Source organism: Polynucleobacter yangtzensis (assembly GCF_027924165.1).
Taxonomy (GTDB): domain Bacteria; phylum Pseudomonadota; class Gammaproteobacteria; order Burkholderiales; family Burkholderiaceae; genus Polynucleobacter; species Polynucleobacter yangtzensis.
In genome coordinates this window covers 1,825,672-1,852,442 of sequence record NZ_AP026973.1, presented here as the reverse complement: position 1 = coordinate 1,852,442, position 26,771 = coordinate 1,825,672, and the positions used below count along the sequence as shown (strand labels likewise).

At 46.1% G+C, this 26,771-nt stretch carries 31 protein-coding genes and 1 tRNA gene; 14 read left to right on the top strand and 18 right to left on the bottom strand.

The window, feature by feature from the left end:
* Positions 1-22 precede the first annotated feature (22 nt).
* Complete coding sequence (locus tag QMF28_RS09280) at positions 23-877, top strand: cytochrome c oxidase subunit 3 (protein ID WP_281742433.1); 855 nt, start codon at positions 23-25, stop codon at positions 875-877.
* Positions 878-938: 61 nt separating this feature from the next.
* On the opposite strand, the gene QMF28_RS09275 is transcribed toward QMF28_RS09280, so the two are convergent.
* Complete coding sequence (locus QMF28_RS09275) at positions 939-1,151, bottom strand: twin transmembrane helix small protein (RefSeq protein WP_215348025.1); 213 nt, start codon at positions 1,149-1,151, stop codon at positions 939-941.
* Positions 1,152-1,175: 24 nt separating this feature from the next.
* Here QMF28_RS09275 and QMF28_RS09270 point away from each other — a divergent pair, with 24 nt between their 5' ends.
* The 5 genes from QMF28_RS09270 to QMF28_RS09250 are packed head-to-tail and all read left to right on the top strand — an operon-like array spanning position 1,176 to position 5,235.
* On the top strand, positions 1,176-1,973 hold the full coding sequence (locus QMF28_RS09270) for an SURF1 family protein (protein WP_281742432.1): 798 nt from the start codon (positions 1,176-1,178) through the stop codon (positions 1,971-1,973).
* On the top strand, positions 1,970-2,626 hold the full coding sequence (locus tag QMF28_RS09265; RefSeq protein ID WP_281742431.1) for a hypothetical protein: 657 nt from the start codon (positions 1,970-1,972) through the stop codon (positions 2,624-2,626). Before QMF28_RS09270 ends, QMF28_RS09265 begins: the two co-directional genes overlap by 4 nt.
* On the top strand, positions 2,626-3,747 hold the full coding sequence (locus QMF28_RS09260; RefSeq protein WP_281742430.1) for a COX15/CtaA family protein: 1,122 nt from the start codon (positions 2,626-2,628) through the stop codon (positions 3,745-3,747). Before QMF28_RS09265 ends, QMF28_RS09260 begins: the two co-directional genes overlap by 1 nt.
* Positions 3,748-3,749: 2 nt before the next feature.
* Positions 3,750-4,643, top strand: coding sequence for a heme o synthase (gene cyoE, locus QMF28_RS09255; protein WP_281742429.1), 894 nt, complete (start codon positions 3,750-3,752; stop codon positions 4,641-4,643).
* A 7-nt stretch (positions 4,644-4,650) separates the two neighbouring features.
* Positions 4,651-5,235, top strand: a complete 585-nt coding sequence (locus tag QMF28_RS09250; protein WP_281742428.1) for an SCO family protein — start codon at positions 4,651-4,653, stop codon at positions 5,233-5,235.
* A 36-nt stretch (positions 5,236-5,271) separates the two neighbouring features.
* On the opposite strand, the gene rpoH is transcribed toward QMF28_RS09250, so the two are convergent.
* Both rpoH and ftsY read right to left on the bottom strand, forming a co-directional pair.
* Complete coding sequence (gene rpoH / locus QMF28_RS09245; protein ID WP_425594896.1) at positions 5,272-6,195, bottom strand: RNA polymerase sigma factor RpoH; 924 nt, start codon at positions 6,193-6,195, stop codon at positions 5,272-5,274.
* A gap of 93 nt (positions 6,196-6,288) precedes the next feature.
* Positions 6,289-7,179 carry a signal recognition particle-docking protein FtsY gene (gene ftsY / locus QMF28_RS09240; protein ID WP_281742427.1) on the bottom strand — a complete coding sequence of 297 codons (891 nt, stop codon included), beginning with the start codon at positions 7,177-7,179 and terminating at the stop codon, positions 6,289-6,291.
* A 63-nt stretch (positions 7,180-7,242) separates the two neighbouring features.
* Here ftsY and QMF28_RS09235 point away from each other — a divergent pair, with 63 nt between their 5' ends.
* Genes QMF28_RS09235 through QMF28_RS09215 form a run of 5 tightly spaced genes read left to right on the top strand, consistent with a single transcriptional unit; the run spans position 7,243 to position 11,389 of the window.
* A complete protein-coding gene (locus QMF28_RS09235; protein WP_281742426.1) occupies positions 7,243-8,607 on the top strand; it encodes a M16 family metallopeptidase in 1,365 nt (454 codons plus the stop codon).
* Positions 8,607-9,944, top strand: a complete 1,338-nt coding sequence (locus tag QMF28_RS09230) for a M16 family metallopeptidase (RefSeq protein WP_281742425.1) — start codon at positions 8,607-8,609, stop codon at positions 9,942-9,944. Before QMF28_RS09235 ends, QMF28_RS09230 begins: the two co-directional genes overlap by 1 nt.
* Before the next feature lie 22 nt (positions 9,945-9,966).
* Positions 9,967-10,563, top strand: a complete 597-nt coding sequence (gene rsmD / locus QMF28_RS09225) for a 16S rRNA (guanine(966)-N(2))-methyltransferase RsmD (RefSeq protein WP_281742424.1) — start codon at positions 9,967-9,969, stop codon at positions 10,561-10,563.
* A 36-nt stretch (positions 10,564-10,599) separates the two neighbouring features.
* Positions 10,600-11,097, top strand: a complete 498-nt coding sequence (gene coaD / locus QMF28_RS09220) for a pantetheine-phosphate adenylyltransferase (protein WP_068319648.1) — start codon at positions 10,600-10,602, stop codon at positions 11,095-11,097.
* A 25-nt stretch (positions 11,098-11,122) separates the two neighbouring features.
* Positions 11,123-11,389 (top strand): YfhL family 4Fe-4S dicluster ferredoxin, encoded by a 267-nt coding sequence (locus QMF28_RS09215; RefSeq protein WP_068319646.1) that lies wholly within the window; start codon positions 11,123-11,125, stop codon positions 11,387-11,389.
* A 17-nt stretch (positions 11,390-11,406) separates the two neighbouring features.
* On the opposite strand, the gene pth is transcribed toward QMF28_RS09215, so the two are convergent.
* The 6 genes from pth to QMF28_RS09185 form a co-directional block, all read right to left on the bottom strand.
* On the bottom strand, positions 11,407-11,997 hold the full coding sequence (pth, locus tag QMF28_RS09210) for an aminoacyl-tRNA hydrolase (RefSeq protein WP_068319644.1): 591 nt from the start codon (positions 11,995-11,997) through the stop codon (positions 11,407-11,409).
* Between the two features lie 111 nt (positions 11,998-12,108).
* Complete coding sequence (locus QMF28_RS09205) at positions 12,109-12,753, bottom strand: 50S ribosomal protein L25/general stress protein Ctc (RefSeq protein ID WP_068319643.1); 645 nt, start codon at positions 12,751-12,753, stop codon at positions 12,109-12,111.
* Between the two features lie 136 nt (positions 12,754-12,889).
* On the bottom strand, positions 12,890-13,855 hold the full coding sequence (locus QMF28_RS09200) for a ribose-phosphate pyrophosphokinase (protein ID WP_425594895.1): 966 nt from the start codon (positions 13,853-13,855) through the stop codon (positions 12,890-12,892).
* A gap of 54 nt (positions 13,856-13,909) precedes the next feature.
* Positions 13,910-13,986 (bottom strand) — tRNA-Gln (locus QMF28_RS09195).
* 5 nt (positions 13,987-13,991) lie between these two features.
* Complete coding sequence (gene ispE, locus QMF28_RS09190; protein ID WP_425594894.1) at positions 13,992-14,870, bottom strand: 4-(cytidine 5'-diphospho)-2-C-methyl-D-erythritol kinase; 879 nt, start codon at positions 14,868-14,870, stop codon at positions 13,992-13,994.
* A gap of 11 nt (positions 14,871-14,881) precedes the next feature.
* Positions 14,882-16,369: a lipoprotein insertase outer membrane protein LolB gene (locus QMF28_RS09185; RefSeq protein WP_281742423.1), complete on the bottom strand. Its 1,488-nt coding sequence runs from the start codon at positions 16,367-16,369 to the stop codon at positions 14,882-14,884.
* Between the two features lie 35 nt (positions 16,370-16,404).
* Here QMF28_RS09185 and mutM point away from each other — a divergent pair, with 35 nt between their 5' ends.
* A complete protein-coding gene (gene mutM, locus QMF28_RS09180) occupies positions 16,405-17,241 on the top strand; it encodes a bifunctional DNA-formamidopyrimidine glycosylase/DNA-(apurinic or apyrimidinic site) lyase (protein WP_281742422.1) in 837 nt (278 codons plus the stop codon).
* Positions 17,226-18,371: an A/G-specific adenine glycosylase gene (gene mutY / locus QMF28_RS09175; RefSeq protein WP_281742421.1), complete on the top strand. Its 1,146-nt coding sequence runs from the start codon at positions 17,226-17,228 to the stop codon at positions 18,369-18,371. Before mutM ends, mutY begins: the two co-directional genes overlap by 16 nt.
* Here the strand turns inward: mutY and rapZ are convergent.
* From rapZ to QMF28_RS09130, 9 genes are all read right to left on the bottom strand, one after another.
* Positions 18,316-19,206, bottom strand: a complete 891-nt coding sequence (rapZ, locus tag QMF28_RS09170) for an RNase adapter RapZ (protein WP_068319632.1) — start codon at positions 19,204-19,206, stop codon at positions 18,316-18,318. The genes mutY and rapZ overlap by 56 nt on opposite strands.
* Before the next feature lie 3 nt (positions 19,207-19,209).
* Entirely contained in the window at positions 19,210-20,196 is a 987-nt protein-coding gene (gene hprK, locus QMF28_RS09165) for an HPr(Ser) kinase/phosphatase (RefSeq protein WP_281742420.1), read from the bottom strand.
* The gene (locus QMF28_RS09160) at positions 20,193-20,654 is read right to left on the bottom strand and encodes a PTS sugar transporter subunit IIA (RefSeq protein ID WP_281742419.1); all 462 of its coding nucleotides are present in this window, start codon (positions 20,652-20,654) and stop codon (positions 20,193-20,195) included. The genes hprK and QMF28_RS09160 overlap by 4 nt, the downstream gene beginning before the upstream one ends.
* Before the next feature lie 33 nt (positions 20,655-20,687).
* A complete protein-coding gene (gene hpf, locus QMF28_RS09155; protein WP_068319625.1) occupies positions 20,688-21,011 on the bottom strand; it encodes a ribosome hibernation-promoting factor, HPF/YfiA family in 324 nt (107 codons plus the stop codon).
* Between the two features lie 194 nt (positions 21,012-21,205).
* Positions 21,206-21,973: an LPS export ABC transporter ATP-binding protein gene (lptB, locus tag QMF28_RS09150; RefSeq protein WP_068319620.1), complete on the bottom strand. Its 768-nt coding sequence runs from the start codon at positions 21,971-21,973 to the stop codon at positions 21,206-21,208.
* On the bottom strand, positions 21,970-22,539 hold the full coding sequence (gene lptA / locus QMF28_RS09145) for a lipopolysaccharide transport periplasmic protein LptA (RefSeq protein ID WP_281742418.1): 570 nt from the start codon (positions 22,537-22,539) through the stop codon (positions 21,970-21,972). Before lptA ends, lptB begins: the two co-directional genes overlap by 4 nt.
* Positions 22,539-23,180: an LPS export ABC transporter periplasmic protein LptC gene (gene lptC / locus QMF28_RS09140; protein WP_068319617.1), complete on the bottom strand. Its 642-nt coding sequence runs from the start codon at positions 23,178-23,180 to the stop codon at positions 22,539-22,541. The genes lptA and lptC overlap by 1 nt, the downstream gene beginning before the upstream one ends.
* Positions 23,181-23,183: 3 nt before the next feature.
* A complete protein-coding gene (locus tag QMF28_RS09135; RefSeq protein ID WP_281742417.1) occupies positions 23,184-23,756 on the bottom strand; it encodes a KdsC family phosphatase in 573 nt (190 codons plus the stop codon).
* A gap of 23 nt (positions 23,757-23,779) precedes the next feature.
* Positions 23,780-24,772: a KpsF/GutQ family sugar-phosphate isomerase gene (locus tag QMF28_RS09130; protein WP_281742416.1), complete on the bottom strand. Its 993-nt coding sequence runs from the start codon at positions 24,770-24,772 to the stop codon at positions 23,780-23,782.
* An 11-nt stretch (positions 24,773-24,783) separates the two neighbouring features.
* On the opposite strand from QMF28_RS09130, the gene QMF28_RS09125 reads away from it, so the two are divergent.
* A complete protein-coding gene (locus QMF28_RS09125; RefSeq protein ID WP_281742415.1) occupies positions 24,784-26,766 on the top strand; it encodes a monovalent cation:proton antiporter family protein in 1,983 nt (660 codons plus the stop codon).
* Positions 26,767-26,771: the final 5 nt, after the last annotated feature.

Below are 26,771 nucleotides of genomic sequence, written 5' to 3'. Positions count from 1 at the left end.
TTGATTGAATAGAGAGAATAAGATGTCATCCAATTCAACCCCATACTATTTCGTCCCTGGACTATCTAGACATCCAGCAATGGCCGCTTTCGGCTTAATTGCTTTTGGCTTTGGTATTTCTGGATGGGTAAATCATGCCTCTTGGGGCGGACCTTTGACCCTCGCAGGCGTTGCGTTTGTTCTCTACGTTCTCTATAACTGGTTCGGTGACACGATTGCAGAATCTAATGCTGGTAAGAACGGTGTCAACGTTGACATCTCCTATCGCTGGTCGATGGCTTGGTTCATCTTCTCTGAAATCATGTTCTTCGGTGCATTCTTTGCAGCTTTGTTCTATGCACGCAATATTGCGATGCCTTGGATGGGCGATGTAGAAAGCAAATTGCTTTGGCCTAATTTCCAAGCTGTTTGGCCAAATGATGGTCCTGCTGGTTTGGTTGAGAAATTCACCACTATGGGTCCTTGGCCAATTCCAACAATCAACACATTGTTGCTCTTGAGCTCAGGCGTAACGATCACTATCGCTCACCATGCGTTAGTAGAAAACCATATGAAGAAAGCCATCATTGGCTTGGCTGCAACTGTTGGTTTAGGTATCGTTTTCTTGGGTTTCCAGGTTTATGAGTACTACCATGCATATCATGAGTTGAACTTGAAGCTGACTTCAGGCATCTACGGCTCTACATTCTTCATGTTGACCGGTTTCCATGGATTCCACGTTTTCCTTGGCGGCACGATGTTAGCGATTGTCTTGCGTCGTATGATTCGTGGCGACTTTACTTCTAAGCATCATTTCGCATTTGAAGGTGCTGCTTGGTACTGGCACTTCGTTGACGTAGTCTGGCTCGGCCTGTACATCGCTGTTTACTGGATGTAATTTAATAAAAATCGGGGCCTAAAGCCCCGATTTGTTTATAAGCCTTCAAGAAAGGTGCCGTTTAATTGGTGCCTACTTTAATTCCAGTGGCCTCAATGAGTCCAAAGTAGTGGGCCAGTAGAATTCCTGCAAACAGTGCGATTGATAGTCCGATACGCAGCATGAGTGAGTGGACCATGCGTGAGCTATTGCCCCTATCTTTCATCATGTAATACAAAGCCGATCCTAAGCTAAAAACAATCATTAGTAGGACAATTGGAATAATCCACTTCATTACAAATCCTTATTATTAAATCTCTTGAATAGTCTTTTTACCGCTCTCATAACAAAGCGCATAGTTGCTACTGTATCAGCCTTGATCGTGATTGCGATTGGCTGTGGAGCAGGTATTTGGCAGCTGAGTAGAGCGGATACCAAAATTGCCTTGGCCGCCAATTTGTTAGTCCGCCAACAAATGCCTATCTTGAGTGCGAATGCCGGTCCTTGGGCTTTAGAGGAGGCTCGTGAGCGCCGCATGATTGCAAGGGGGCAATACCTTCCCGAAGCGGCCATTTGGCTGGATAACCGGCCTAGACCCATTCCTCCTGCCGGCAGTACTACTTCGCAATCGGGTTTCTATCTGATGATGCCTTTAAGGCTAGAGGGCAAGGATGAGATTCTTTGGGTTAATAGGGGTTGGGCGCCACGCAACAATGAAAATCGTGAGACCTTGCCGCCAGTACAAACGCCAAATCGGATAGTCAATGTAGAAGGCATCGTTTTTGCGCAGCCTGGTAAGGTTTATGAGTTAGGTAGCGGCAAGAATGCTATTGATCCTAATAAACCCAGGATTGAGCAAAATTTTGACTTGGTGTCCGAAGGTAAGTTGCATAGTTGGACGCAAGCTCCATTTATTTTGCGTCAGATTGAGGTCGGCTCGGATGATGGTTTACTTCGTGAGTGGCCGCCTCTGACAAGTGGAGTCGATCGCCATTATGCTTATGCATTCCAGTGGTTTGCTTTAGCTTTTGCTGGTTTCGTATTTTGGTTGGCTACAGGTTTGCGGCAATATAAACGTCAGGGTTTTGGTCATGGGCATCGAGGGGATCAAGGGTGAGTGATAAAGAGTTATTAATTCCAGCATCACAGGTAGATTCGGCTGCTATTAATGCGCGCACCCGTCGTGGTCGCATTCAGATGCTATTGCTATTGCTAGCTTGTGCCTCTCCAGTAATCGCATCGTATTTTACGTATTACGTGATTAAACCTACAGGCGGTAAAACTAATTTAGGAACCCTTGTTTACCCAGCTCAAGATTTCAATACAGCATGGCTTGATACACCCACAAAAGGCAAATGGAGTCTCTTAATTGCTCGCCCTGCTGGTGAATGCAAGGTTAAGGATGAAAAATGTATTGAAGCATTATTTTTGATGCGTCAAGTAAAGGTTGCTATGGGGAGAGAGGGTGGTCGTCTCCAGCTCCTATGGGTTAACACAGATGGTCAGCCTGTTGATCCAGAAGTTATTAAAGCATATGACGAAAAAGCTGCGGGCTTCAAAATTGTTTCCCTTCCGTCGGATCCTAAACTTCGCTCTGACTTTGAGACATGGCTTAATAAAGAGGGTGCGGGTCAGCAGATTCAATTAATAGATCCAAGTCCTGCAAAGATGATGTATTTCCCAGTGACAAATTCTCCTAAAGAGTTCGCTGGCATGAAGAAAGATCTAGAAAAGCTCCTGAAGTTAAATCATAAGGGCGAGAATTTGTAATGCCGAGTTTGATTTTATTTTTAGAGTTAGCGGCTATCGCAATCATTTTTGCCGGCCTGCCCCTGCTCTATCTTTGGAGAAAGCCAGGCTATAGTTTTTTCCAAAAACTCAACTGGGTATTGGTCTTTATGACCTTTGATCTGATTGTGTTTGGCGCGTTTACACGGCTTACTGACTCAGGTTTAGGCTGTCCTGACTGGCCTGGATGTTATGGCACCTCTAATCCATTTCGTGCGCTTAGTGAGATTCAGCAGGCTGAGAGCGCTATGCCCACCGGGCCTGTGACGGTTATCAAAGCTTGGATCGAAATGATTCATCGCTATTTAGCGATGACTGTAGGCGCACTCATTTTGGTACAAGTAGGAATCGCTTTTACTAAGCTGAAGTCCTTAGGAAAAAATCCTTTACTTGGCAGCCTCGGTTTACTTATATTGGTTTGCGTGCAAGGCGCTTTTGGTGCTTGGACCGTGACCCTCAAGTTACAACCCATTATTGTCACCATTCATTTGATGTTGGCCTTAGTTTTATTGTCTTGCTTAACTCTGTATGCACAACATTCTTGGGAAGAAAAACTTTCTGCAGTTCGCGTTCTTCGTATTCGACCCATTTCAGCGCAGCTTCTCACTCTTTCTTTTGTAGTTCTCTTTATTCAGATTTTTTTGGGTGCTTGGGTGAGTACCAATTACGCCGTCTTAGCATGTCCAGATTTTCCGACCTGCATGGGTAGCGTATGGCCAGAAACTAATTGGAGCGAAGGCTTTACCCTTTGGCGCCAATTGGGCTTAAATGCCCAAGGCGAATTTATCTCCCCTGTAGCCTTGCAAACCATTCATTGGGCGCATCGCCTCTTTGCCATATTGGTATTGGTGGTGTTGGGCACCTTAGGCTTTAAAGCACTTCATTTGGCAACCTCAGTCTTATCTGGTCTGGGTTTGGTAGCTAAGTTGTTATTGGTTGTACTTCTGCTACAGATCGTGACCGGTATTTCGAATGTGATATTTCAGTGGCCTTTATTAGCCGCTCTATTACATACCGCTGGCTCTGCTGCTTTGGTATTCTGTTTAGTCAGAATGAGTTATTGGGCCTCTTGGAAGCCTTTCATTCAAAAGAAGATGGCATAAATATGAGTGACTCTAAAATAAACGCATCAGTGGTTATGCCACGTTGGCGTCAATATTGGGTTTTAACTAAACCTAGAGTGACTCAGCTCGCCGTATTTTGTGCTGTTATCGGCATGTTCTTAGCAACCCCTGGGATGGTGCCTTATCCAGTTCTCTTTGGCGGCATTGTGGGTATCTGGCTTTTAGCCGGTGCAGCGTTTGCAGTGAATTGTTTAATCGAGCAAGCTGTTGATGCCAAAATGAAGCGAACCTCTTGGCGTCCATCTGCTACTGGCGAAGTAACGCCATTTCACATCATTATTTTTTCCATCATTCTGGGTTCGCTCGGAATGGTTATTTTGTGGACCTTCTGTAACCCCTTAACAATGTGGCTAACTCTTGCCACGTTCGTTGGATACGCAGTGATCTATACCTGGCTGCTGAAGCCTGCGACACCGCAAAATATTGTGATTGGGGGCTTGTCCGGTGCAATGCCACCAGCATTGGGCTGGGCGGCGGTAACCAATACCCTTTCAGCAGAGGCGTGGCTCCTAGTTCTGATCATCTTTGTATGGACGCCCCCACATTTCTGGGCTTTGGCTTTGTATCGCCGTGATGACTATGTACAGTCGGGCTTACCAATGCTGCCGGTGACTCATGGTGAGCGATTTACGCTGTTAAACATCGTTCTCTATACCTTGATTCTCATTGCCGCCACGATGTTGCCCTATATCTATGGCATGAGCGGTATGGTGTATTTGATATCAGCCATTATTCTCGGTTTATTGTTCTTGGCTTATGTGGTTGCGTTATTTATTTCTTATAGCGATGCTTTGGCTAAGAAAACATTCCGTTTTTCCATTACCTATCTATCGCTACTCTTTGCAGCGCTTTTAATAGATCACTATTTCCTTTGAGATCCCTATGAATTTTTTACGCATTTGCTTTTTAGCAATTCTTTGCGTTGTATTGACTGCATGTAGTCCAAAGCCAGAGTTCAAAAATATCGATATCACTGGTAGTACAGCCTTTGGAAAAGACTTTAGTTTGTTGGATCCAGATGGGAAGGTGAGAACCTTGGCTGACTTTAAGGGCAAAGTAGTGGTGATGTTCTTTGGCTACACCCAGTGTCCTGATGTCTGCCCAACAACCTTGACCGAGATGCAGCAAGTCATGACTCTGCTGGGACCCCAGTCAGATAAGGTTCAAGTGCTTTTTGTGACGGTGGATCCAGAGCGAGATACAGCTGAGATTTTGAAACAGTACGTTCCTGCATTTGATCCACGTTTCTTAGGCTTGCGTCCAGCGGATGAAGCTGCATTAGAGAAGGTCACCAAAGACTTCAAGATTTATTACAAAAAGGTGCCGGGCACCAAGCCGGGCTCGTACACCATGGATCACACAGCAGGTAGCTATGCATTTGATCCAGAGGGTCGTTTACGTTTATATATCAAACATGCACAAGGTCCCGAGACCTTGGCGCATGATTTGAAAGAGTTGCTGAAGTAAAAAATAAAAAGGGTTCTTAATCGAACCCCTTTTTATTTAGGCTGCCTGGAGTAATCCACGCATCTTTTTGAGTGCAGCAGTTTCGATTTGGCGCACGCGTTCAGCAGAGATGCCGTACTCATCAGCAAGATCATGCAATGTCTTGGTGCCATTGCCTTCAGCATCCATCGCTAACCAACGAGATTGCACAATATTGCGACTACGCTCATCTAAAGCCATCAATGCTTGATCTAATTTAGGGCCCTGCAAGGCATCCGCTTCAGCGCTGGCAATGCGAGCGGTAGGCTCTTGTGAGTTGTCTGCTAGCCATTGAATGGGAGCATATGCAGACTCATCATCACTGTCATCGCCTTCAAGCGCAACATCTCCGCCAGCAAGGCGCATTTCCATTTCTTTAACGTCAGAACCTTTGACATCAAGTGCTTTGGCCAAAGCCTCTACTTCGCTAGGAGTTAGTGCGCTTAAGGTAGGTTTATTGCTTCGCAAGTTAAAGAACAATTTACGTTGTGCTTTAGTGGTTGCAGTTTTAACCAGGCGCCAGTTCTTGAGAATGTACTCATGAATTTCTGCTTTGATCCAATGAATCGCGTAAGACACTAAGCGAGCACCATTGTTTGGGTCGTAGCGTTTTACTGCTTTCATCAAGCCGATATTGCCTTCCTGAATTAAGTCTGCGTGTGGAATGCCATATCCAAGATATTGGCGAGCAACAGAAACCACTAAACGCAAATGTGACAGCACTAAAGTTTTAGCAGCATCAACATTTTCTGTGCGACGAAATTCCTGCGCAAGATGCAATTCTTCCGCAGCACTGAGCATTGGTACGCGATTAACGTACGCAATGTATGAATCGAGAGTGCCAACCCCAAGAGTTGGCAGCATTGGAAATGCAGACGCCGCCGCAGTCTGCGCGACTGGCAGCGTTTGCAAATTCGGTTTGTCAGATTTCTTTTGAACCATTTTTTCTTATAAATATGAGGTGTTAACAGAGCTCTATTTTAGCACTCTTGTCAAGAGAGTGCTAATCGTTTTTAAGCTCTATAAGTTGCTGATTTAATTGAATAATTCAGAAGAATATTGCCCTGCTGTAAAGGGGGCTAAATCATCAATTCCCTCACCTTTGCCTAGGGCTAGAACAGCGGGTTTTGGGCCTTCATGTAGGGTGTGGGCAAGGGCGCAGATCACGCCACCTTTAGCGGTGCCATCTAGCTTGGTCACGATGATTCCAGTCAGCCCCAAGGCGGCATGAAATGCCTTTACCTGGCTTAAGCCGTTCTGCCCGGTATTGCCGTCCAAAACGAGTAGTGTGTGGTGAGGCGCTCCAGGGAGTGCTTTGCCAATGACACGTTTCACCTTCTTGAGTTCTTCCATCAGATTGTCCTGGGTTGCCAGACGACCTGCGGTATCAATAATGAGAATGTCATTCTTGCGAGATATGGCAGCATGAATTGCGTCATGCGCAACAGCGGCAGCGTCACCACCTTCCTGGGTGATGACATCTACTTGATTGCGTCCACCCCACTCTTGAAGCTGGTTACGTGCGGCGGCTCTGAAGGTGTCGCCAGCAGCCAGGAGAACTGATTTACCTTGAGACTGAAAGAGTCGGCAGAGTTTGCCAATAGTTGTAGTCTTGCCGGCGCCGTTTACCCCTACAACTAACCATACCTCTGGAGTGTTAGGCTTATCACTAGTAAAGAGTGGGTTTGGTGAAGGCTCAATAGCAGTGAGTAATGAGCTCACTTCTTGAATAAGTAGCGCTTGTAACTCTTCGGGGCTGGAGGCTTTCTCTGATTTTGCTGCTTTACGAAGTTTGCTGATGAGTTGTTCGGTCGTAGAAAGGCCCACATCACTTTGTATTAGCGATTCTTCCAAAGTGTCAAACCAAGATTCATCAATCTTGTTTGATTTGAAAAGGGATCCGAGGGTTTTACGTAAGCCGAACATAATCGATACAATTTAAAACATGCATCTTATCAATTTAATTCTTAAGGTATGGTGATTTAGCAGATGCTTTCCAATTTACTTCGAATTTCCTTTGTATTCATCCTATTTACTCAAATTAGTTGGGCTACTGGTGCTCAACCTGCTGATACGCATGAATATCAGCTAAGCAATGGCCTGAAATTGATTGTCAGAGAAGATCATCGCGCGCCAACAGTCGCGCATATGGTCTGGTATCGAGCTGGCTCTATGGATGAGGTCAATGGAAAGACTGGTGTTGCCCACGTGCTTGAACACATGATGTTTAAAGGTACTCATAAGGTGAAGTCCGGAGAGTTTTCACGCTTGGTAGCTGCTGTAGGTGGGCGCGAAAATGCATTTACATCCCGTGACTACACCGCATACTTTCAGCAAGTTGAAAAATCAAAGCTAGAAAACGTGATAAAGCTTGAGGCTGATCGCATGTCTAATTTGAATTTTGACGATGCAGAGTTTTTTAAAGAAATTCAAGTCGTCATGGAAGAGCGTCGCTTACGTACTGAAGATAATCCAAGTAGCTTGCTCAATGAATCTCTGATGGCAACCGCTTACATGAGTTCGCCATATCGTCACCCTGTGATTGGTTGGATGAATGATTTACAAAATATGAAGCCAGTAGATGCACGAGATTGGTATCGCAGTTGGTACGCGCCAAATAATGCAACCGTGGTAGTGGCTGGTGATGTGGATGCAAAACAAGTTCTGGCCATCGTGGAGAAATATTACGGCGCAGCTGCTGCTCACGAACTGCCGGTTCGTAAACCTCAAATTGAGCCACCTCAAAAAGGGATTAAGCAGGTTCAGGTAAAAGCACCGGCGGATAATGCTCAGCTAGCTATGGCCTGGAAGGTGCCCCGCCTTGAGCCTGGGAAGCTTGATGATGTTGAGCCATATGCATTAGAGCTGCTAACAGCTGTTCTGGATGGTTATGACAATGCCCGTCTAAATCGCACTCTTGTTAAGCAAGAAAAAGTGGTTAATGATGTTGGCGTGGGTTACGACATGATCTCTCGCGGACCAGAGTTATTTTTAATTGGCGCAACGATGGCCAAAGGTAAGACAGTTGACCAGGCTCAGGGGAGTATTCGGAAGGCGCTTGAAGAGGTAAAGCAAAAAGGAGTATTGGAGTCCGAGCTCAAAAGAATTAAGGTGCGTATTTTGTCTGACCAAATTTATAAGCGTGATTCCATCTTTGGTCAGGCAATGGAAATTGGTAGCGCTGAAATGGCAGGCTTCTCTTGGAAGGATATCAACTATATGTTGGAGAAAATGCAGACCATTACTCCAGAACAAGTCCAAGCAGTTGCAAAAAAATATTTGGTTGATGAGGGTTTGACAATTGCTATTTTAAATCCGCAGCCACGTAAATCTGCAGATAAGGAGGGTAAATAATGAATGCCTTCTTGAGAATAATTTCAGCTTGTCTATTAGGTTTGGGTGTGTTGAGTAATGCTTACGCAATATTGCCGATTGAGAAATTGGATTCCTATAAGGGCGCCCAAGCCTATTTAGTCCAGACCAAAGCATTGCCCATGGTCGATATTGAGGTCAGTATTGATGCTGGTGATCGTTATGACCCAGTTGGCAAGAGCGGTGTGGCTGATATGGTTGCAGGCCTAATGAATTATGGCGCCAGAGGCGATAAGGGCTTGCTAACAGAAGCTCAAATAGCCGATGAAATTGCTGATTTGGGTGCCAATATTGGTTTATCAGTGGGTGGTGAGAGAGCAATTCTCCGTATTCGCAGTCTCAGCAGAAAAGACTTGCGCGACAGGGCAGTGCAATTAGCTGCAGCCATGTTGAGTGCGCCAAGCTATGATCCGAAAATAGTTGAGCGTGAGAAGCAAAGAACAATCACGAGTTTGCGTGAAGCTGAAACAAAGCCAGAATTTTTTTTAGAGCGGCGTTTTAAAAAATCAGTTTATGGAAACTACCCTTTAGCAGACTCACCATCGGTGCAGTCAGTTAGCTCTGTAAACGTGAACGACCTCAAGCAATTTCACAAACAGTTTTATCGCGGTGATCGCATGATTGTGAGCATTGTGGGAGACGTGGATCGTGCTCAGGCTGCAGAAATCGTACAGACTTTGTTAAAGCAGATTCCTCAATCTGGCCAACCTATCGCGAAGTTGCCTGATCTGCAGCGTTCCCCAATAGAAGCTTTGGCTCAACGAGAGATTCAAATACCGTTTGACTCCCAGCAAGCTCATATAGCCATGGGAATGACGGCCGTAGCACGTAACAATCCTGATTATTTCCCATTGCTCGTTGGTAACTACATTTTGGGCGGCGGTGGTTTTGTATCTCGTCTAATGTCTGAAGTGCGTGAGAAGCGTGGCTTGGCATATAGCGTGTTTAGCTACTTTGCCCCTGGAAAAGAAAATGGTATTTTTCAAGCGGGTCTACAAACCAAGAATGATCAAGCTGCTCTAGCTTTAGATGTAATGAGCACCACTATCGCCCAATTTATTGCCGATGGCCCCACTCCATCAGAACTCGAAGCAGCTAAATCAAACTTAATCAATGGCTATCCACTACGAATTGATAACAACCGTAAATTATTGGATAACGTTTCTTCCATTGCTTGGAATGATTTACCTCTCGACACTATGGATGTTTGGACCAAGCAAGTTGAGGCAGTGACATTGGAACAGGTCAAAGCATCGTTCCAAAAATATCTGGCAATGGATCGTATGAAGATCGTTGTATTGGGAGCAAAAAATAAATAAGCCCAATAAAGCGAATAAGCCTTTGAAGACTGAACCGCCCAAGAAAGTTCGGATTATTGGGGGTAACTGGAGAAGTCGTTTGCTAACGGTTTTAGATTTGCCGGGCTTGCGTCCCACAACTGACCGAATCCGAGAGACTCTATTTAATTGGTTGGGGCAGGATTTATCAGGCTTACGCTGCTTAGATCTTTTTGCAGGTACTGGCGCCTTAGGTTTTGAGGCAGCTTCGAGAGGGGCGCAATTAGTGATCCTGCTGGAGAAGGATAAGAAGGCTCATGCAAACTTAAAAACTAACTTTGCTTTATTGCAGTCATCTCCCGCTGATGGGGTTGTAGAGATATTGCAACGAGATAGCTTAGAGTTTTTGAGGCAACAAGCAGATCGCTCCAGTAACTTAATTTTTATTGATCCCCCATTTCAGGATTCGAGCTTACTAGATCGAGCTGTGATTGAGGCGGGAAGAGTGTGTGATGACGCCTCTGGAGGTGGTATTTATGTCGAATTCCCATCTACCCGTCCTCGCGAAGAGATAGAGGCCCTACTGCCGGACTGGCATTGTGGAAAATACTTAGAGGCAGGACAGGTAAAAGCCTGTCTATTTCGGGGTGGAAGAGGCTAAACTCTTGCCTGTAGCCGATAAAGCCTTAGGAATAATATGACTGTTGCTGTATACCCTGGAACATTTGATCCATTTACTCGTGGTCACGAGGACTTGGTGCGTCGTGCATCAAGCATTTTCACAGAGCTAATTGTGGGTGTCGCCGATAGCCGTAGCAAGCGCCCATTCTTTACACTGCAAGAGCGTATTGATATCGCCAAGGAAGTGCTGGGACATTATCCCAATGTCAAAGTTGTGGGCTTTACTGGTCTGTTAAAAGATTTTGCGCGTGAACATAATGCGCGCGTGATTGTGCGTGGTTTACGAGCTGTCTCTGACTTCGAATACGAGTTCCAAATGGCAGGTATGAATCGCTATTTATTGCCGGATGTTGAAACACTGTTTTTAACTCCATCAGATCAATATCAATTTATCTCCGGAACCTTCGTGCGTGAAATTGCATCGATGGGTGGTGATGTGAGCAAGTTTGTTTTCCCATCAGTGGAAAAATGGCTTGTGAAAAAAATTGCTTCTGGTGCTCAGAATAAAGAGTGACCAAATGAAATTTGGCGACTAAATCATGGCTTTAATGATTACGGACGAATGCATCAACTGTGATGTATGTGAGCCAGAATGTCCGAATGATGCGATTTATATGGGTCTTGAGATTTATGAAATTGATCCCAGTAAGTGCACTGAATGTGTGGGGCACTACGATGCCCCTCAATGCCGCCAAGTCTGCCCAGTAGATTGCATTCCGTTTAATCCTGAAGTTGTTGAATCTCAAGAGCAGTTGATGGTGAAGTTCAAGCTATTAACTGCCAATAAGAAAGCCAACCCAGCCTAACTGGGCGGCATATACGGTCAGCCCTTCGAGTGGAGCTCCATCATGGCGGTTTGGGTATCGCCTTTCAAAAAAAGTGACAAAATTTGTAAGCCATTTTCAATGCTGGCATCGATAAGTTTTTGCTCGGCTAATTGCGGTCTGCGCAATACATAATCTGCAACGTCCATAGGGCGGCCATCGCCTGCTAAATCTCTGGGGTGACCAATACCTAGGCGCAAGCGCCAATACTCTGGGGTACTTAAATGCGCCTGAATATCTTTTAAGCCGTTGTGACCACCTGTGCCCCCGCCTAGTTTTAAGCGTGCAGTGCCCGGCTTGAGATCCAGTTCATCTTGCACTACCAAAATATCTGCAGGTGTCATTTTATGAAAACGACAAAGCGCGCCAACAGACTGACCACTCAGATTCATGTAAGTGCTCGGCTTTAGTAGAAAGAGGTCTTCACCTTCCCATTTTGCTTTTGCCACTTTTCCATGAAAGCGTTTCTCTGATTCAAAACGAACGCCCAATTGTTTTGCTAAGGCGTCGACAAACCAGAAGCCAGCGTTATGCCGATCTTCTTCATGTTCATCTCCGGGGTTGCCTAAGCCAACAATTAATTTAGTCATGTTGAGAGTTTAAAGATATAAAAGTATTTCGCCAAAAAAGAATGAAAACTTGGGGCAATAAAAAAGGCCCGCTTGCGCAGGCCTTCCAGTACAAGTGATTTAGCTAATGAATTAAGCTTTATCCTTTGCAGCATCAGCAGCCGGAGCTGCTGCAGCTGGTGCTGCAGGCGCATCAGTAGGCTCAGCAGCTTTAACTGCTGGGATACGTGCATTAGCAAGCACTGGGTTCTCTTGCTCAACATGCAATACCAAGGTAACGCCTTTTGGCAATGCGATATCTTTAGCATGAATGCCGTGACCAACTTCAATCTTAGCCAAGTCCACTTCGATGAACTCTGGCAAGTCTGCTGGTAAGCAAGAAACTTCGAGCTCAGTCATGATGTGGCTGATAACAGCACCTTGCAATTTCACAGCAGCTGAAGTGTCAGCATTTGTGAAGTGCAATGGAACGCGCATATGAACTTTCTCAGACGCGGATACGCGCTGGAAGTCAATGTGCAATACCAATGGTTTAAATGGATGCATTTGGTAATCGCGCAACAACACTTTCTGTGTCTTGCCACCAATTTCCAAATCCAAAATAGATGAGTGAAATGCTTCTTTACGGAGAGCATGGAACAACGCGTTGTGGTCTAACTCAATGACCAAGGCTGGATCTTTACTACCGTAAACGATTCCCGGAGTTTTTCCGGAATTGCGCAGACGGCGGCTCGCACCCGTTCCCTGTACGCTTCTTTCAAAGGCTACAACTTTCATATTCAATTCCCTAGTTAAGGTTAATTTCCGTTCGCGACCAAACAGAAAAGCCTTCAATTATATCGTGGGAAAGAACGTTTTTGCCTACAAAAGGCCTAAAACTGCCAAAAACCGGGGTAAAACAGTGATTTTTGGCTTATTCGGCAAACATCGACATCACTGAATCACCTTTACTAATGCGGAAAAGGGTTTCAGCAAGGATGGGGGCAACGCTTAATTGGCGAATTTTTGCTACTTTCATTGCCTCAGGAGTGAGGGGAATGGTGTCAGTAACAACCAATTCATCTAGCTCGGAAGCAGCAATACGGGCCACAGCACCGCCTGAGAGCACGGCGTGAGTACAGTAGGCGGTAACGCCCTTGGCACCACGCTCTTTAAGCGCCTCAGCGGCTTTACAGAGGGTTCCACCTGTATCAATGATGTCGTCCATGATTACGCAGTGGCGGCCTTCTACTTCGCCAATAAGGTGCATTACTTCGGATACGTTCGCTTTAGGGCGGCGTTTATCAATAATCGCTAAATCAGTACCTAATTGCTTAGCCATCGCGCGGGCGCGAACAACGCCTCCTATGTCTGGAGACACAATGATGAGGTCTTTTTTGGTTTTCTGCGCTTCTAAATCGGCTAAAAGGACTGGAGAGGCGTAGATGTTATCTACTGGGATATCAAAAAAGCCTTGAATCTGGTCGGCATGCAAGTCCATTGTCAAAACCCGCTCAATGCCAGCAACAGACTGGAGCATGTTTGCCACGATACGTGCAGAGATCGCAACACGCGCTGAACGGGGGCGACGGTCCTGACGGGCATAGCCGAAGTAAGGAATCACTGCGGTTATGCGGCTTGCAGATGCTCGTTTCAGGGCATCAATCATGATCATGAGCTCCATCAAGCTGTCGTTTGTAGGTGCACAGGTTGATTGGATCACTACGACATTTTTGCCGCGAACGTTTTCTTGAATTTCTACTTGGATCTCACCGTCTGAGAAGCGGCCAACAAAGGCTTTTCCCATCGGGAGATTGAGTTCTTTGGCTACAGCCTCAGCCAAAACGGGATTTGCGTTGCCTGTGAAAAGAGTCAATAAATCTGCGTTTATGGAGGACATAGTCTTAAGGGTTTTGTGGGGTCAAAAGGTTTTCTTTGTCGTTTCTACAGTCTTTGGCAGGGGAAGAAGGATTCGAACCTTCGCATGCTGGAATCAAAATCCAGTGCCTTAACCAGCTTGGCGATTCCCCTACAGGTCAATCTGAAGAAATCAAATTGTAAGCGGGATTTTTATTTAGCCCCCGAACAACCCGACCTACCCACCCTTTAGGAAGATTTTGAAGCAGATTTTCTAGTTTTGCGAAGTCAGTCTTAGGGTCTAAGACTGCAAAAACGCTACTTCCAGATCCGGACATACGGGGCTGAGAGCCCGGTACTGCCTGGGTAATCCAATCCAAAGCTTGCTTCACTTCTGGGCAAATCCGCATCGCTACAGCCTGACAATCATTTGATTGAAATAACAATGGCGATGCAAGAAAGCCATCTATTGTAATCTGAGCGTGATCTCGGGTCAATTCCGGGTCTTGAAAAATACTAGCGGTTGCAATAGCCTGGTTGGGGAAGATGACCAAAAAATGAGGAGTTTCAAGAGAAATTTCTTGAATTTTCTCCCCAATGCCTTCAACAAAGGCATTTTTGCCAAAAATAAAGAATGGGATATCAGCCCCGAGCTTTAAGCCCAAGTTACAAAGAGTTTCATTGGGTAGATTGAGATTCCAAAGAGTGTTGAGGCCAATCAATGTGCTTGCTGCATCCGAGGATCCGCCACCCATTCCTGCGCCCATCGGAATTTGTTTTTGCAGATCAATTTCAACACCAGCCTCAAGCTTGCAAAAATCTTTCAACAGATTTGCGGCGCGTACTACTAAATCTTGTTCAGGTGCAACTCCAGGAATGGGATTTACTCGGCGCACTTCATTTTCAGGAATGCGTTTTAAGTGGAGCGTGTCACACCAGTCGATGAGTTGAAAGACGGATTGAAGTAGGTGATAACCATCTTCTCTGCGCCCAACAATATGTAAAAAAAGATTGAGCTTAGCTGGCGAGCGAAGAGATAAAGAATCGAGACTCACCATATTCTTCTTGCTTAATCATTCGGTCTGTCAAATACAAGACGAATATCAATTGAACCAATATTCGAGCTGCGTGTCATAGTGAGTTTCTCTAGACGACCGGTATTGCTCCACGTATAAAGAAGGTCCCAGCCATCTTGACTAATTTTGTTCACCTGGCCATTAGCATTTCTATCAACGCTCGCTTCACTACCGGCACGAACCTCACCTCTTAACCAGTTTGATAGACCTCTTGCTGGCAGGGGGAGTCCTAAGGTATTTTGTACTAAGGTGTCAGCGTCTACTGCCGTTACAACCCTACCATCGCTCTCCAGAGTTGCTTCACCTGGTGTGATGGTAATTTTTGCAATTGATCCACCCATGGGATTGCGTATCTCTAGTACATCTTTTAACGATTCTTGCGTTAAGGTAAATCCGCCTGAGCCACCTTGGTTTTGTGTTTCAGTTAAGCCAATAACTTTGACTGCGAAACGACCATCCCAAGAACCTTTAGCTGTTTGATCATCTCTAGTCCAATCAGGCTTAAAGCGTTTAAGTGTTTCCTTAAGTGTTGGGTTATTGGCATCCAACTTCTGGCCTTTTCGCCAGATTGCTTCTGCTTCGCTCTGGCGATTCATGACCCACAAAACCTCTCCAACATGGGCAGCAATATCTGCTTCTGGTTTCATGGCAAATGCTTGTTGCAGTTGCTCTAAGGCGAGAGCGTTTTTTCCAAGACGAAAATTCACCCAACCCAAGCTATCCAAAATGAAACTGTCTTTTGGTGATAGTTGATGTGCTTTGGTGATTAGTGCAAATGCTTCTGGTAACTGTACATTTCGATCAGCCAGAGAGTAGCCAAGAGCATTTAAAGAGTTCACATCATTTGGGTATTTCCGCAAAATATCGCGCAAGGTTTTTTCCATGACATCGATGCGGCCGACTTTTTCGGCAGACATTGCATAGGTGTAGAGCAAGCCAGGATCTTTGGGGGCAATTTTGACGGTTGATGCGATTTCATAAAACGCACGCAGTGCATCCGATTCATCTTTTGCTTTGGCAAGCAGTGCTTGTAATTGCAAAAGAGTGTTTACTTGTTGTGCCGGAGTTTGTTGTCGCAGCAATGCGATGGCTGGCTTAACTGCATCAGACCAGCGATTGCTCAGAATCAACAGGGTCACTAAAACTTCTTTCGGCTTTGAATCTGAAGCTGGAGATAGTTCATCCCAAGTCTTAGCGGCTTGCATGGCTAGGTCTGGTGAGCCGCCCGCAATCGCTATTTCCATCGCTCTTTGGGCCAACCTAGGATCTTTGTATTGACGCGCCATCTCCAGGTAGGTGTTGTAGGCCAAGCCAGCCTCGCCACGTTGGAGCGCGATTTCGGAGGCAAGGACCTCAAAGATGGCTTCGCCGGTTTGCAATCCATTTGCCTGTGGCTGCGCTTGGGCGTGTGAAAGGACTCCACCAGCCAAGGTTGCCAGGAATAAAGCCGGTAATAGAGGTTTCAGTACGAATTTACTCATAAGCACATTCTAATCCGCGAATCTACAATCCATTTATGCCAGAACTTCCAGAAGTAGAGGTCACACGATTAGGAATTGCGCCTCACCTTGAGGGACGCAAAGTCACCGCCGTCAAAATCATTGATGGGCGCTTGCGTTGGCCCGTCCCTGTAAGTCTAAGCAAATCCTTGCCGGGGCAAAAGGTCAGCACCATAGAGCGTCGCGGCAAGTACCTCTTATTGGAAATGGATACGGGTTATTTGCTCATTCATTTGGGGATGACGGGAACCTTGCGAGTTGTACCAAGCTCGGATCCCCTGAAGACCCATGATCGAGTAACGTTTGAATTTGGGAAGTTGAGTTTGCGTTTGCATGACCCTAGAAAATTTGGCGCCGTTTTGTGGCACCCTAAATCTAAGGGCCCTATTGAAAAATTTACGCTTTTGCAAAAGCTGGGAGTAGAGCCATTCTCTCCAGAGTTTTCGGGAGAATTAGGTGCAGAGGTTTTGTATCAATCTTCGCGCAAGCGTAGTGTTGCAGTTAAACAATTTCTTTTGGCAGGCCAAGCAGTTGTCGGTGTTGGCAATATTTATTGTTCTGAAAGTTTATTTGAGGCAGGCATTCATCCTGCTAAGGCGGCCGGAAAGTTAACTCGACCACAATGTTCGCGCCTTGCACAGGCTGTCAGGTTGATACTAAAAAAAGCAATTGATGCCGGTGGTAGCTCACTAAAAGATTTTGTGAATAGTGATGGCGATCCAGGACATTTCATGGTCCAAACCAAGGTCTACGATCGCAAGGGGTTGCCATGCAAGGTATGTAAAACGCCCATTAGCCAGATAGTGCAGGGTCAGCGCTCCACCTACTTTTGCCCACAATGTCAAAAACGCTGATTAACACCTTTGCGCCAAAGTTAATTGCTTGGCATGGCATCAGCGGTCGCTCTGGCTTGCCTTGGCAAGGCAATCGAGATCCGTACGCGGTATGGGTGTCTGAAATCATGCTGCAACAAACCCAGGTGGCCACTGTGCTTGAGCGCTACCCACGCTTTATGAAGCGCTTCCCAACGGTTAAAAAATTAGCTGCTGCAGATATTGATGAAGTGTTGGCAGAATGGGCTGGCTTAGGTTACTACTCTCGCGCTAGAAATTTGCATTCATGTGCCAAGCAAGTAATGACAGAATTTGCGGGGAAGTTTCCAAGTGATCCCGTTTTGCTAGAGCAATTAAAAGGTATTGGTCGCTCTACTGCGGGTGCAGTCGCTGCCTTTGCATTTCATGAACGTGCGCCCATTTTGGATGCCAATGTGAAGCGCATCTTGGCTCGTTTATTTGCGGTTGAGGGTAGCATTCAAGACAAGGCCGTGAATGATCAACTTTGGAATTTGGCAACCGATTTGCTGCCAAAAAAATCGGTTGATATGCCGGTATATACGCAAGCCTTGATGGACTTTGGTGCAACCTGGTGCACATCACGCAAACCGGTTTGTTTGGGCTCTGAAAGAAAATGCCCCTTTGCAAAAGACTGCCAGGCTAATTTGAGCGATCAAGTACTTCTGCTTCCGCAAAAAACCAAGAAAACGAAATCTCCTGAATTCGACTGCAATATGTTGTTGATCCGTTCAGGTAATTCTGTTTTGCTGCAAAAGCGCCCCAGCAAAGCGATTTGGGGCGGCCTCTGGTCTCTGCCTGAATCAACCTGGAAGCCTAGGGTGCTGGGCTCTAAAGAGGCTGATTTAAGCTCACAGGAATTGTTTGAAGCTGCGATGCCACAATTAAAGACGTTAGCCCTTGCAAAGGCTTGTAAGCCCTTCCAGAAGGCAAATGAAATTAAGCATGTATTTACTCATAGACGTCTATGGATGCATATATGGCAATCAAATTGCTCAAAGGAGTTGACGCTTTCAAACCCGGATTTAAAGTGGGTGCCCTTGAATCAGTTGGGACGCTACGGCCTACCGCAACCGATTAAGATTTTGCTACAGGGATTGAGTCTAGTTCGCGGTGACGGTCTAAAAAATTAAGCTGTAAGTTGCTGAAGTCTTTTTGGCTGCGAAAGTATTCACTTAAGCGATTAACTAAATAAACCGAGCGATGTTGACCACCAGTACAGCCGATAGCCACCGTTAGATAACTGCGTCCGTCGGCAATGTAATGCGGCAGCCAGCGATGAATGAATTGCGTAATGTCCGCCTCCATATTAACTACCTCAGGAATTTTTTCTAAGAACTCTTTGACAGGTTTGTCGTTGCCGGTAAGTGGTCTTAGGATTTTGTCGTAGTGAGGGTTGGGTAGGCAGCGCACATCAAAAACGAGATCTGCCTCGCTTGGCACTCCTTTTTTAAATCCAAACGATTCAAATACCACAGTCAAGCCAACAGGCTTATCTTTGAGAAGATCCTGAATCCAAGAGCGCAGCGCATGAGCAGGAATGTTGCTGGTATCAATGCTGTGCGCTTGGGCGCGTAAGGGCTCTAGCAGGTTACGTTCTTTATCAATGGCCTCAATGAGCGTTGCTGATTGGGACTGCTTGGCATTGGTAGATAAGGGGTGGCGACGACGTGTTTCTGAAAAGCGTTGCACCAAAGTATTGGTATCGGCATTTAAGAATACAACTCGGACCTGATGATTTTTGCGTAAGTTCTCAAGAATAGATGGCAGCTCTGCAATGGATTGTCCTCGACGAGCATCGATGGCAACCGCAACTCGCTCGCATTGCTCTTGCTCTAGAGTGGAGATGAGATTTTCTAAAAGAGAAACAGGAAGGTTATCAACGCAGTCATAGCCTGCATCTTCAAAAGCCCTCAGGGCTACTGATTTACCTGAGCCTGAGATTCCGGTAATCAGATTAATTTGCATAACTTAAAGTAAGCGACCCTGTGACTTAATGGAGTCTGCCTCTGCATTCATTTGCAGACGTTGGCGCTCAATGAATTCCTTCAGGGTGTCAATGCCGCGCAATTGCAAAATCGTATTGCGGACCGCTGCCTCAACTAGAACGGCTAAGTTGCGACCAGCAGCAACCTGAATTTTGACCGTACGGATTGGAATACCCAATACATTAATGTGCTGAGCTTCAAGCGGCAAGCGCTCAAATTCACCATCAGTTCTGCGTACAAGCTGAACAATTAGGCGCAGTTTTAATTTGCGACGAACAGCTGTTTCACCGAAGATCGTCCGGATATCCAATAATCCCAATCCACGAACTTCGAGTAAGTTGCGCAAGATAACAGGGCAGCGACCCTCAATGTAATCAGGTCCAAGCCGCGCAAAGTCAACTGCATCATCCGCAACCAGGCCGTGGCCACGTGAGATCAACTCAAGACCCAATTCACTCTTGCCAAGACCAGATTCGCCAGTGAGTAGGACGCCAAGACCCAAGATGTCCATAAAGACACCATGCATTGTGATTTGAGGCGCGCCAATTTTGGTTAGGTAGGTACGTAAATGATCAATTACCTCTGCAGCAGAAATCGCAGTAGTAAATAAAGGTGTTGAAGAACGTTGGCAGAAAAGTTGTAAATCAGGGTCTGCACTCTTGCCGTCGGCCACAATCACACATGGTGGAGTTTTAGAAATCAAACTCGCAATTTGCTCTTGTTTTTGTTTTGGCTCCAGAGCAGCGTGATAGTCGACCTCTTGCTCGCCGAAGATTTGTATACGGCTCGGGTGGATTAGATTTAAGTGCCCCACCAAGTCAGAGCTGGCAGCAGCGGCTTTTACAGCCTCAGGTGGAAATGTGCGATCAGCGCCTTCGAGGCCACCAATCCAAGAAAGTTTTAATTCTGAAACATTGTCATCAAAAATCTGCTGAGCAGTTACTCCGTCTAGGAGTAATGGCTGAGTCATTTTGCTGTACCCCAGCGTTGTAGGAGGTCACAAACTTTTGAGGGGTCTGTAGATGAAAGTAAAGTTTGGCGCGCATCTGCGTCTGATAGCAGTTGAGCAATTGAAGATAGGATTTCTAAATGTTGTTGTGTGGCTTTTTCAGGTACCAATAAGAAAATCAGAATGGATACCGGTTCACCGTCGGGAGCTGCAAACTCAATAGGACTTTGGAGTCGCATAAAGGCTGCGTTTGGTTGCTTAAGCCCTTTAACTCGACCGTGAGGAATAGCTACCCCAGCACCAAGGGCGGTAGAGCCTAAATCTTCGCGTGCATTGAGGAACTCGACTACAGAACTTTTGTCGATCCCAGTTTGTTTGGCAAATAGCTCTCCAGCGGCTGCAAATGCATCGGCCCTACTTTTGGCAGGTACGTCCAATGCAATGCAGTCGGGAGTAAAAAGTTGGGTCAGGGCATTCATGTGAATCGATTATAGGTGTCCTGACGCAAGAGATCACTCAAAATGCTTTTCGTGGTGATGATCTTGGATCTTTTCTTTGTGTTTGACAACTTGACGCTCCAGTTTATCCACTACCGCATCCATCGCATGATAGAGGTCGGCGTTATGTGCTTCAGCGAACAAGTCCTTCCCCTTAAGGTGAATAGTGATCTCAGCGCTTTGGCGAAGATCCTTTTCCTTGGCCTTATCCACTATCAGAAAGGCGGACGCATCAATCACGTGGTCAAAGTGCTTACGAATTTTGGCTAGCCCCGCCTCAAGGTGTGAGCGCATTGCGGGTGTAACTTCTACATGACGGCTATTAATTTTTAAATTCATTAGCAACTCCTTGTATAGATACTATTAATGCGTGCGCATAGTGATGCTTAGGGTGCGCAGCAGGCCCCTGAAATTTTTTGAGCTGTTTTTTTTGGAAAAATAAACCATGAGACTCCAGCGTATCAGCGAATTTGCTGAAAACCAAGAGGGTGAAGCGATTTTTATTACTAAAAAGGTCGGAAGCCTTGCTGGGCTTACATCCGGAAGTTTTCACCCAGATAGACTCTTCTAACAGCATCGTTTTGAATAATCTGATCTGGTTTCCCTTCGGCTAGCACGCTGCCCTCGCTGATGATGTAAGCGTGGTCGCAGATGCCTAGGGTTTCGCGGACATTGTGGTCGGTAATCAGAACCCCAATTTGACGGTCTCGCAAAAAGCGTACGATCCGCTGAATTTCCCCAACGGCAATAGGGTCAACGCCGGCAAAGGGTTCATCTAACAGAATAAATTTAGGCTGGGAAGCAAGGGCTCTTGCAATCTCAACGCGCCTGCGCTCGCCACCCGACAGGGAGAGTGCTGGATTATTGCGCAGATGGCTAATCTGGAGTTCGCCCAAGAGCTCATCTAGGCGATTGGCAATCTCAGCTTTACTGAGAGGTTTGCCACCCTGAACTTGGAGCTCAAGTACGGCTTGGATATTTTCAGCTACGTTGAGCTTTCGAAATACAGACGCTTCTTGCGGTAAATAAGAAAGGCCCATGCGGGCTCTTTCGTGAATTGGCAAATGCGTAATATCTGCGCCGTCTAAAACAATGTTTCCACCATCGAGAGGAACAAGGCCAACAATCATGTAGAAGGAGGTTGTTTTACCCGCTCCATTGGGACCCAACAAACCTACTACCTCTCCACATCGCACTTGAACGGATACGTCACGAACCACAGTCCTTGAGCCATAACGTTTTTGTAGGTTATGGGCGCTGAGTGTGGGCGCATCGCTGGCTTGAGTTAAATCCGCTGTCATTTCTCTAATGTTGCTTTTCGTCTTGGTGAAAGGATGGCTCTTGCTAATGGTAGGTCTTCTGGCTTTGCATCCTTTGGAGGGATGACACGATAGTACTGCTTTACATCATCGTACTCAATTTTCCAGCCCTTTAATTGATCGAGCATTTGCATATTGAGTAAGCGTTTCAGGCTGGCGTCTCCAGTGATTGTTAGGAACTCTGTTTTGGCATCATATGTAACCTGGGCGCCACGCCCTTGCATAAATTCATCTGCGGGTCCTTCGCGACGTTGCCTGAAGCTGGCTACCTCATTGGGATTACCGATGACATCAACAAATTCATAACCTTGAGGATCGACTGTAATGTGCCCATCTTCACCGGTAACAATAATGCTGCCTTTGATAAGGAGAACTTGACCGTTAAGGTCATAAATTTGTTTAACGTCGTTTACGGAAACTTTCTCTGCTTCCAAAATAACGGGCTTGTCTTGATCTGCTTTTTCAGCGTGCGCTGGACTCGCTATATAGAGCCCTAATACAAGGAAGCCAAGAAGGATTCGAGCCTGCTGCCAATGAATGATGCGCATTATGGATTTCTCCGGGGCGCGCGTTCAATACGTCCCTTAACTTGACCGCTGAGCACCATACTTTGTTCAATATTATTAAATACTCCGCCATCTGTGGAATTCATGATTGACATTCCCTGTTCCAGGGTAATGGGTCGATTCGTTTCAATAATGTCGTCGTTAATTAAAACTTTGAAATAACTAGAGCTAGCCAACATTCTTAAAGTGGCTGGCTGGGTTGCTGTGGCCTCTTGAGCAGGTCGGTAAATGCTAGCGTTATCGTATAAATCCAAAATGGTGAGATCGCCATCAAGATGCCCAGTATCGGACTTGACTGTTACCGGCGCCTTATCAGCTTGAAACAAACGCATGCGGGGCGTCAGAATATCGATGGATGCGTCATCATCATAGTGAGTTACCTTCACACCCAGAATTCGATATTTAGTGTTTCCTAATTCATTTAGCGCAGATAGCGCGCCATCTTTAATAGTGTAATCAGGCTCATGAAGGCGTACTCGCTCTAAAGGAGATTTTTCTGGCGGAGTAGTTTTTTGCACTAACCAAAAAGTGGATAGAGTCAGGACGCCCATCAAAAGCAACGGCATCAGGCGCAACAATGTGCGACCAATACCAAGCCTAATTTGTTGGGGATTCAGTTGCATTGCTTAGATACGAGCCTTGGCTAGTAATTCTTCATAGCGATTCTGTGCTTTGAGAATGAGATCGCACACTTCGCGTACAGCACTATTGCCGCCGTTACGGGTAGTTACTAAGTGAGCAAATTCTTTAACAGCTTCATGACCTTGTGCTGGACAAATTCTTAAACCAGCCTGTTTCATCATTTGCATGTCTGGCCAGTCGTCACCCATAACGGCACAATCTGCTGAAGTGAGTCCTAGGGATTTGATGACTTCTGCTAATGCAATAGCTTTGTTTTCAACGCCCATGTGGACATGTTTAATTCCAAGCTCTTCACAGCGTGCCAAAACCATTTTTGAATTTCTGCCAGTGATGATTGCAGTAGGAATGCCACATTGTTCTAATAACTTAATTCCCAGACCATCTTGAATATCAAAAGCCTTTAAAGATTCTTTACCATCGGCGCCAATCCACACTTGACCATTCGTTAAGACGCCATCTACGTCTAGAACCAAGAGCTTTACCTTGCCCGCGCGCTCCCAGGCTTGGGGATATTGGGCTAATGGGTTGGTGTTATGGGTGCTAAAGGCGCTGGGCATGAATAGATCGATTGCTAATGAAATTAAATTACTTTTGCCGCAAATAAATCATGCAGATTTAGGGCGCCCAATAAATGACCTTTGTCATCGGTCACTACTAGGTGATTGATGCGATGCTTCTCCATCATCTCAATCGCTTCTTCAGCTAGCAGTTCTGCCGGGATGGTGCGAGGATCGGCAGTAGTTGCACTCTCGAGTTTGATGCCATCTAGGTTAGTAGTTTTTTCTAGAAGGCGACGTAAATCACCATCGGTCAATATGCCAAACACTTTTTTGTTGGCATCCAGAATTACCACCATGCCCATACGTTTTGAAGTCATCTCTAATAAGGCGTCTTGTAGAGATGCATCGACCGAGATCTTTGGGGTGTCTGCAAAACTACGCATCACTTCGCTGACATGCATGAGTTGCTTGCGACCCAGTCTGCCACCAGGATGAGAGCGAATAAAGTCTTCAGCTTTAAATCCTCTGGTGTCAAGCAATGCAACAGCCAAGGCATCACCCATAGCTAATGCAGCAGTAGTACTGGTAGTGGGCGCTAGATTTAATGGACAAGCTTCTTTTTCTACGCTGGTATCCAGATGAGCATCTGCTAATTTGGCAAGAGAAGAATTTGGTGCGCCGGTTAGCGCAATGAGTTTGGCGCCAGTGCGCTTCACAATAGGTACGATGGTCAAAAGCTCATCCGTTTCACCGGAATTAGATAGCGCTACAAAAACATCGTCTCTAGTAACCATGCCTAGATCACCATGGCTTGCCTCGGCAGGGTGAACAAAAAAGGCAGGGGAGCCGGTAGATGCAAAGGTGGCGGCAATTTTGCGAGCAATATGACCGGATTTGCCTATTCCGGAAACCACGATTCGGCCTTTGCAGCCATGCAGAAGTTCAACCGCCAGCACAAGGGCGTCAGCATTGACGCCTTCTAGGCGATCACGCATTGTTTGCAGTGCAGCAGCCTCAATAGTGAGGGTGTCGCGCGCAAGCTTTAGGGTACGTTCACGAGTCTTAGCTATCATCGAGTAAGTATATGCCGTCAGTCCTTCAATTAACCCTCATTCTCCTGGCCTCAGGTGTGGCCGGAGTAGTTATTTTCCGCTATTTTGGCTTGCCCCCTATTTTGGGCTATTTGGCCATCGGCGTGCTGATTGGCCCCCATGCCTTGGGTTTGGCCAATGACTCAGCCACCGTTAAGTATTTAGCCGAATTTGGCGTAGTTTTCTTGATGTTCTCGATCGGTCTGGAATTTAACCTCCACAAGCTGCGGGCAATGCGATCTATCGTATTTGGCCTAGGCGGTAGTCAAGTCATTCTGACAATGCTGTTGGCGATTCCCGCTAGCTTATTAATGAATTGGATTTACCCCATCTCATGGCATGCCGCCATTGCTTTAGGTGGTGCATTGGCAATGTCATCTACGGCAATTGTGACTAAATTGATTTCGGATCGCGCTGAATTAGAAACCGAACATGGTCGTAACGTTGTGGGTATTTTGCTATTCCAGGATTTGGCAGTTGTATTCCTTTTGATCTTATTGCCATCTCTTGGAAAAAATCCTTCTGACTTATTTGTTGCATTGACTGCAGCATCAATCAAAATCACGATTGCCTTGGTATTGATTTTCTTTATTGGCCAAAGCTTGATGAGTCATTGGTTTAAGTTGGTTGCTAAGTTGCGCTCACAAGAGTTGTTCATGCTGAACCTTTTGTTGATTGTGCTCGGCATGGCGGGGCTAACAGAGCATTTTGGCTTGTCTCTAGCGCTTGGCGCATTCTTGGCCGGTATGTTGATTTCTGAAACTCCTTATCGCCATCAGGTGGAAGAAGATGTCAAACCATTCCGTGATGTCTTGCTGGGTCTCTTCTTTATTACGATTGGCATGTTGCTTGATTTCAATGTCATTCGCGAGCAGTGGGTGCTTGTTCTCGCTTTGTTAATCGGGCCACTTATCTTTAAGTTTGGCCTTATCGCTTTGTTGTCTAGGGTCTTTGGTTCAAGCCCTGGCATCTCCATTAGAACTGGCTTGTGTCTAGCTCAGGCAGGTGAATTCGGCTTTGTGTTGCTCAATCAGATTGATGGCTTGGATTTGATTGATCCCACTTTGAGTCAAGCAGTATTAGCAGCTATGTTGATCTCGATGTTCTGCGCACCATTTCTCATTGAATATAGCGATCGTATTGCAATGCGTTTCTCAAGCAATGAATGGCTATTGCAATCTCTTGCATTGACACGTGTTGCTGCCAAGAGTGTACGCAATGAAAACCATGTCGTCATTTGTGGCTTTGGTCGTTCAGGTCAAAGTTTGGCGCGCATGCTTGATCAAGAAAAGATTCCTTATATCGCATTAGATTTAGATCCTGATCGCGTTAAAGAGGCTGCGGCTGCCGGCGACAATGTGGTTTATGGCGATGCCAGCCGTGAAAATTATTTAGTCGCTGCAGGCCTTTCAAGGGCTAAGGCAGTCGTAATTACCTATGCGGATACTGCCGCAAGCATGCGCGTTCTTCGTCAAGTTGAGCATTTGCGTCCGGGTATGACTGTATTGGTTCGCACTAGGGATGATGCGGATATTGCGAAGTTACAGGCTGCGGGCGCTACCGAGGTTGTCCCTGAGTTAATCGAGGGCAGTTTGATGATTGCCTCACACGTCTTGTTAATTATGGGCGTACCGATGCGCAAGGTGGTCCGCCGCATTACTACTGCACGGGAAGAGCGCTATAGCTTGTTGAGGGGTTACTTCCGCGGATCTGCGGATGATGACTTTGGTTCCAATGAATCTTGGCGTTTGCATGCCATTACTCTGTTGCCCCATTCACAGGCAATTGGTAAAACTCTAGGTGAGCTTGACCTTGAGAAAGAGGGCGTCAACATCCAGGCGGTTCGTCGTAAGAGCCGTAACGCTGATTATGTGAAGTTGGACCCCACTCTAGATCTGCAGCTAGAAGCTAACGATATTTTGGTGATCTCAGGCAATTCAGAAGCAACCGATTTGGCTGAAGCCAAATTGCTCTGAGATCT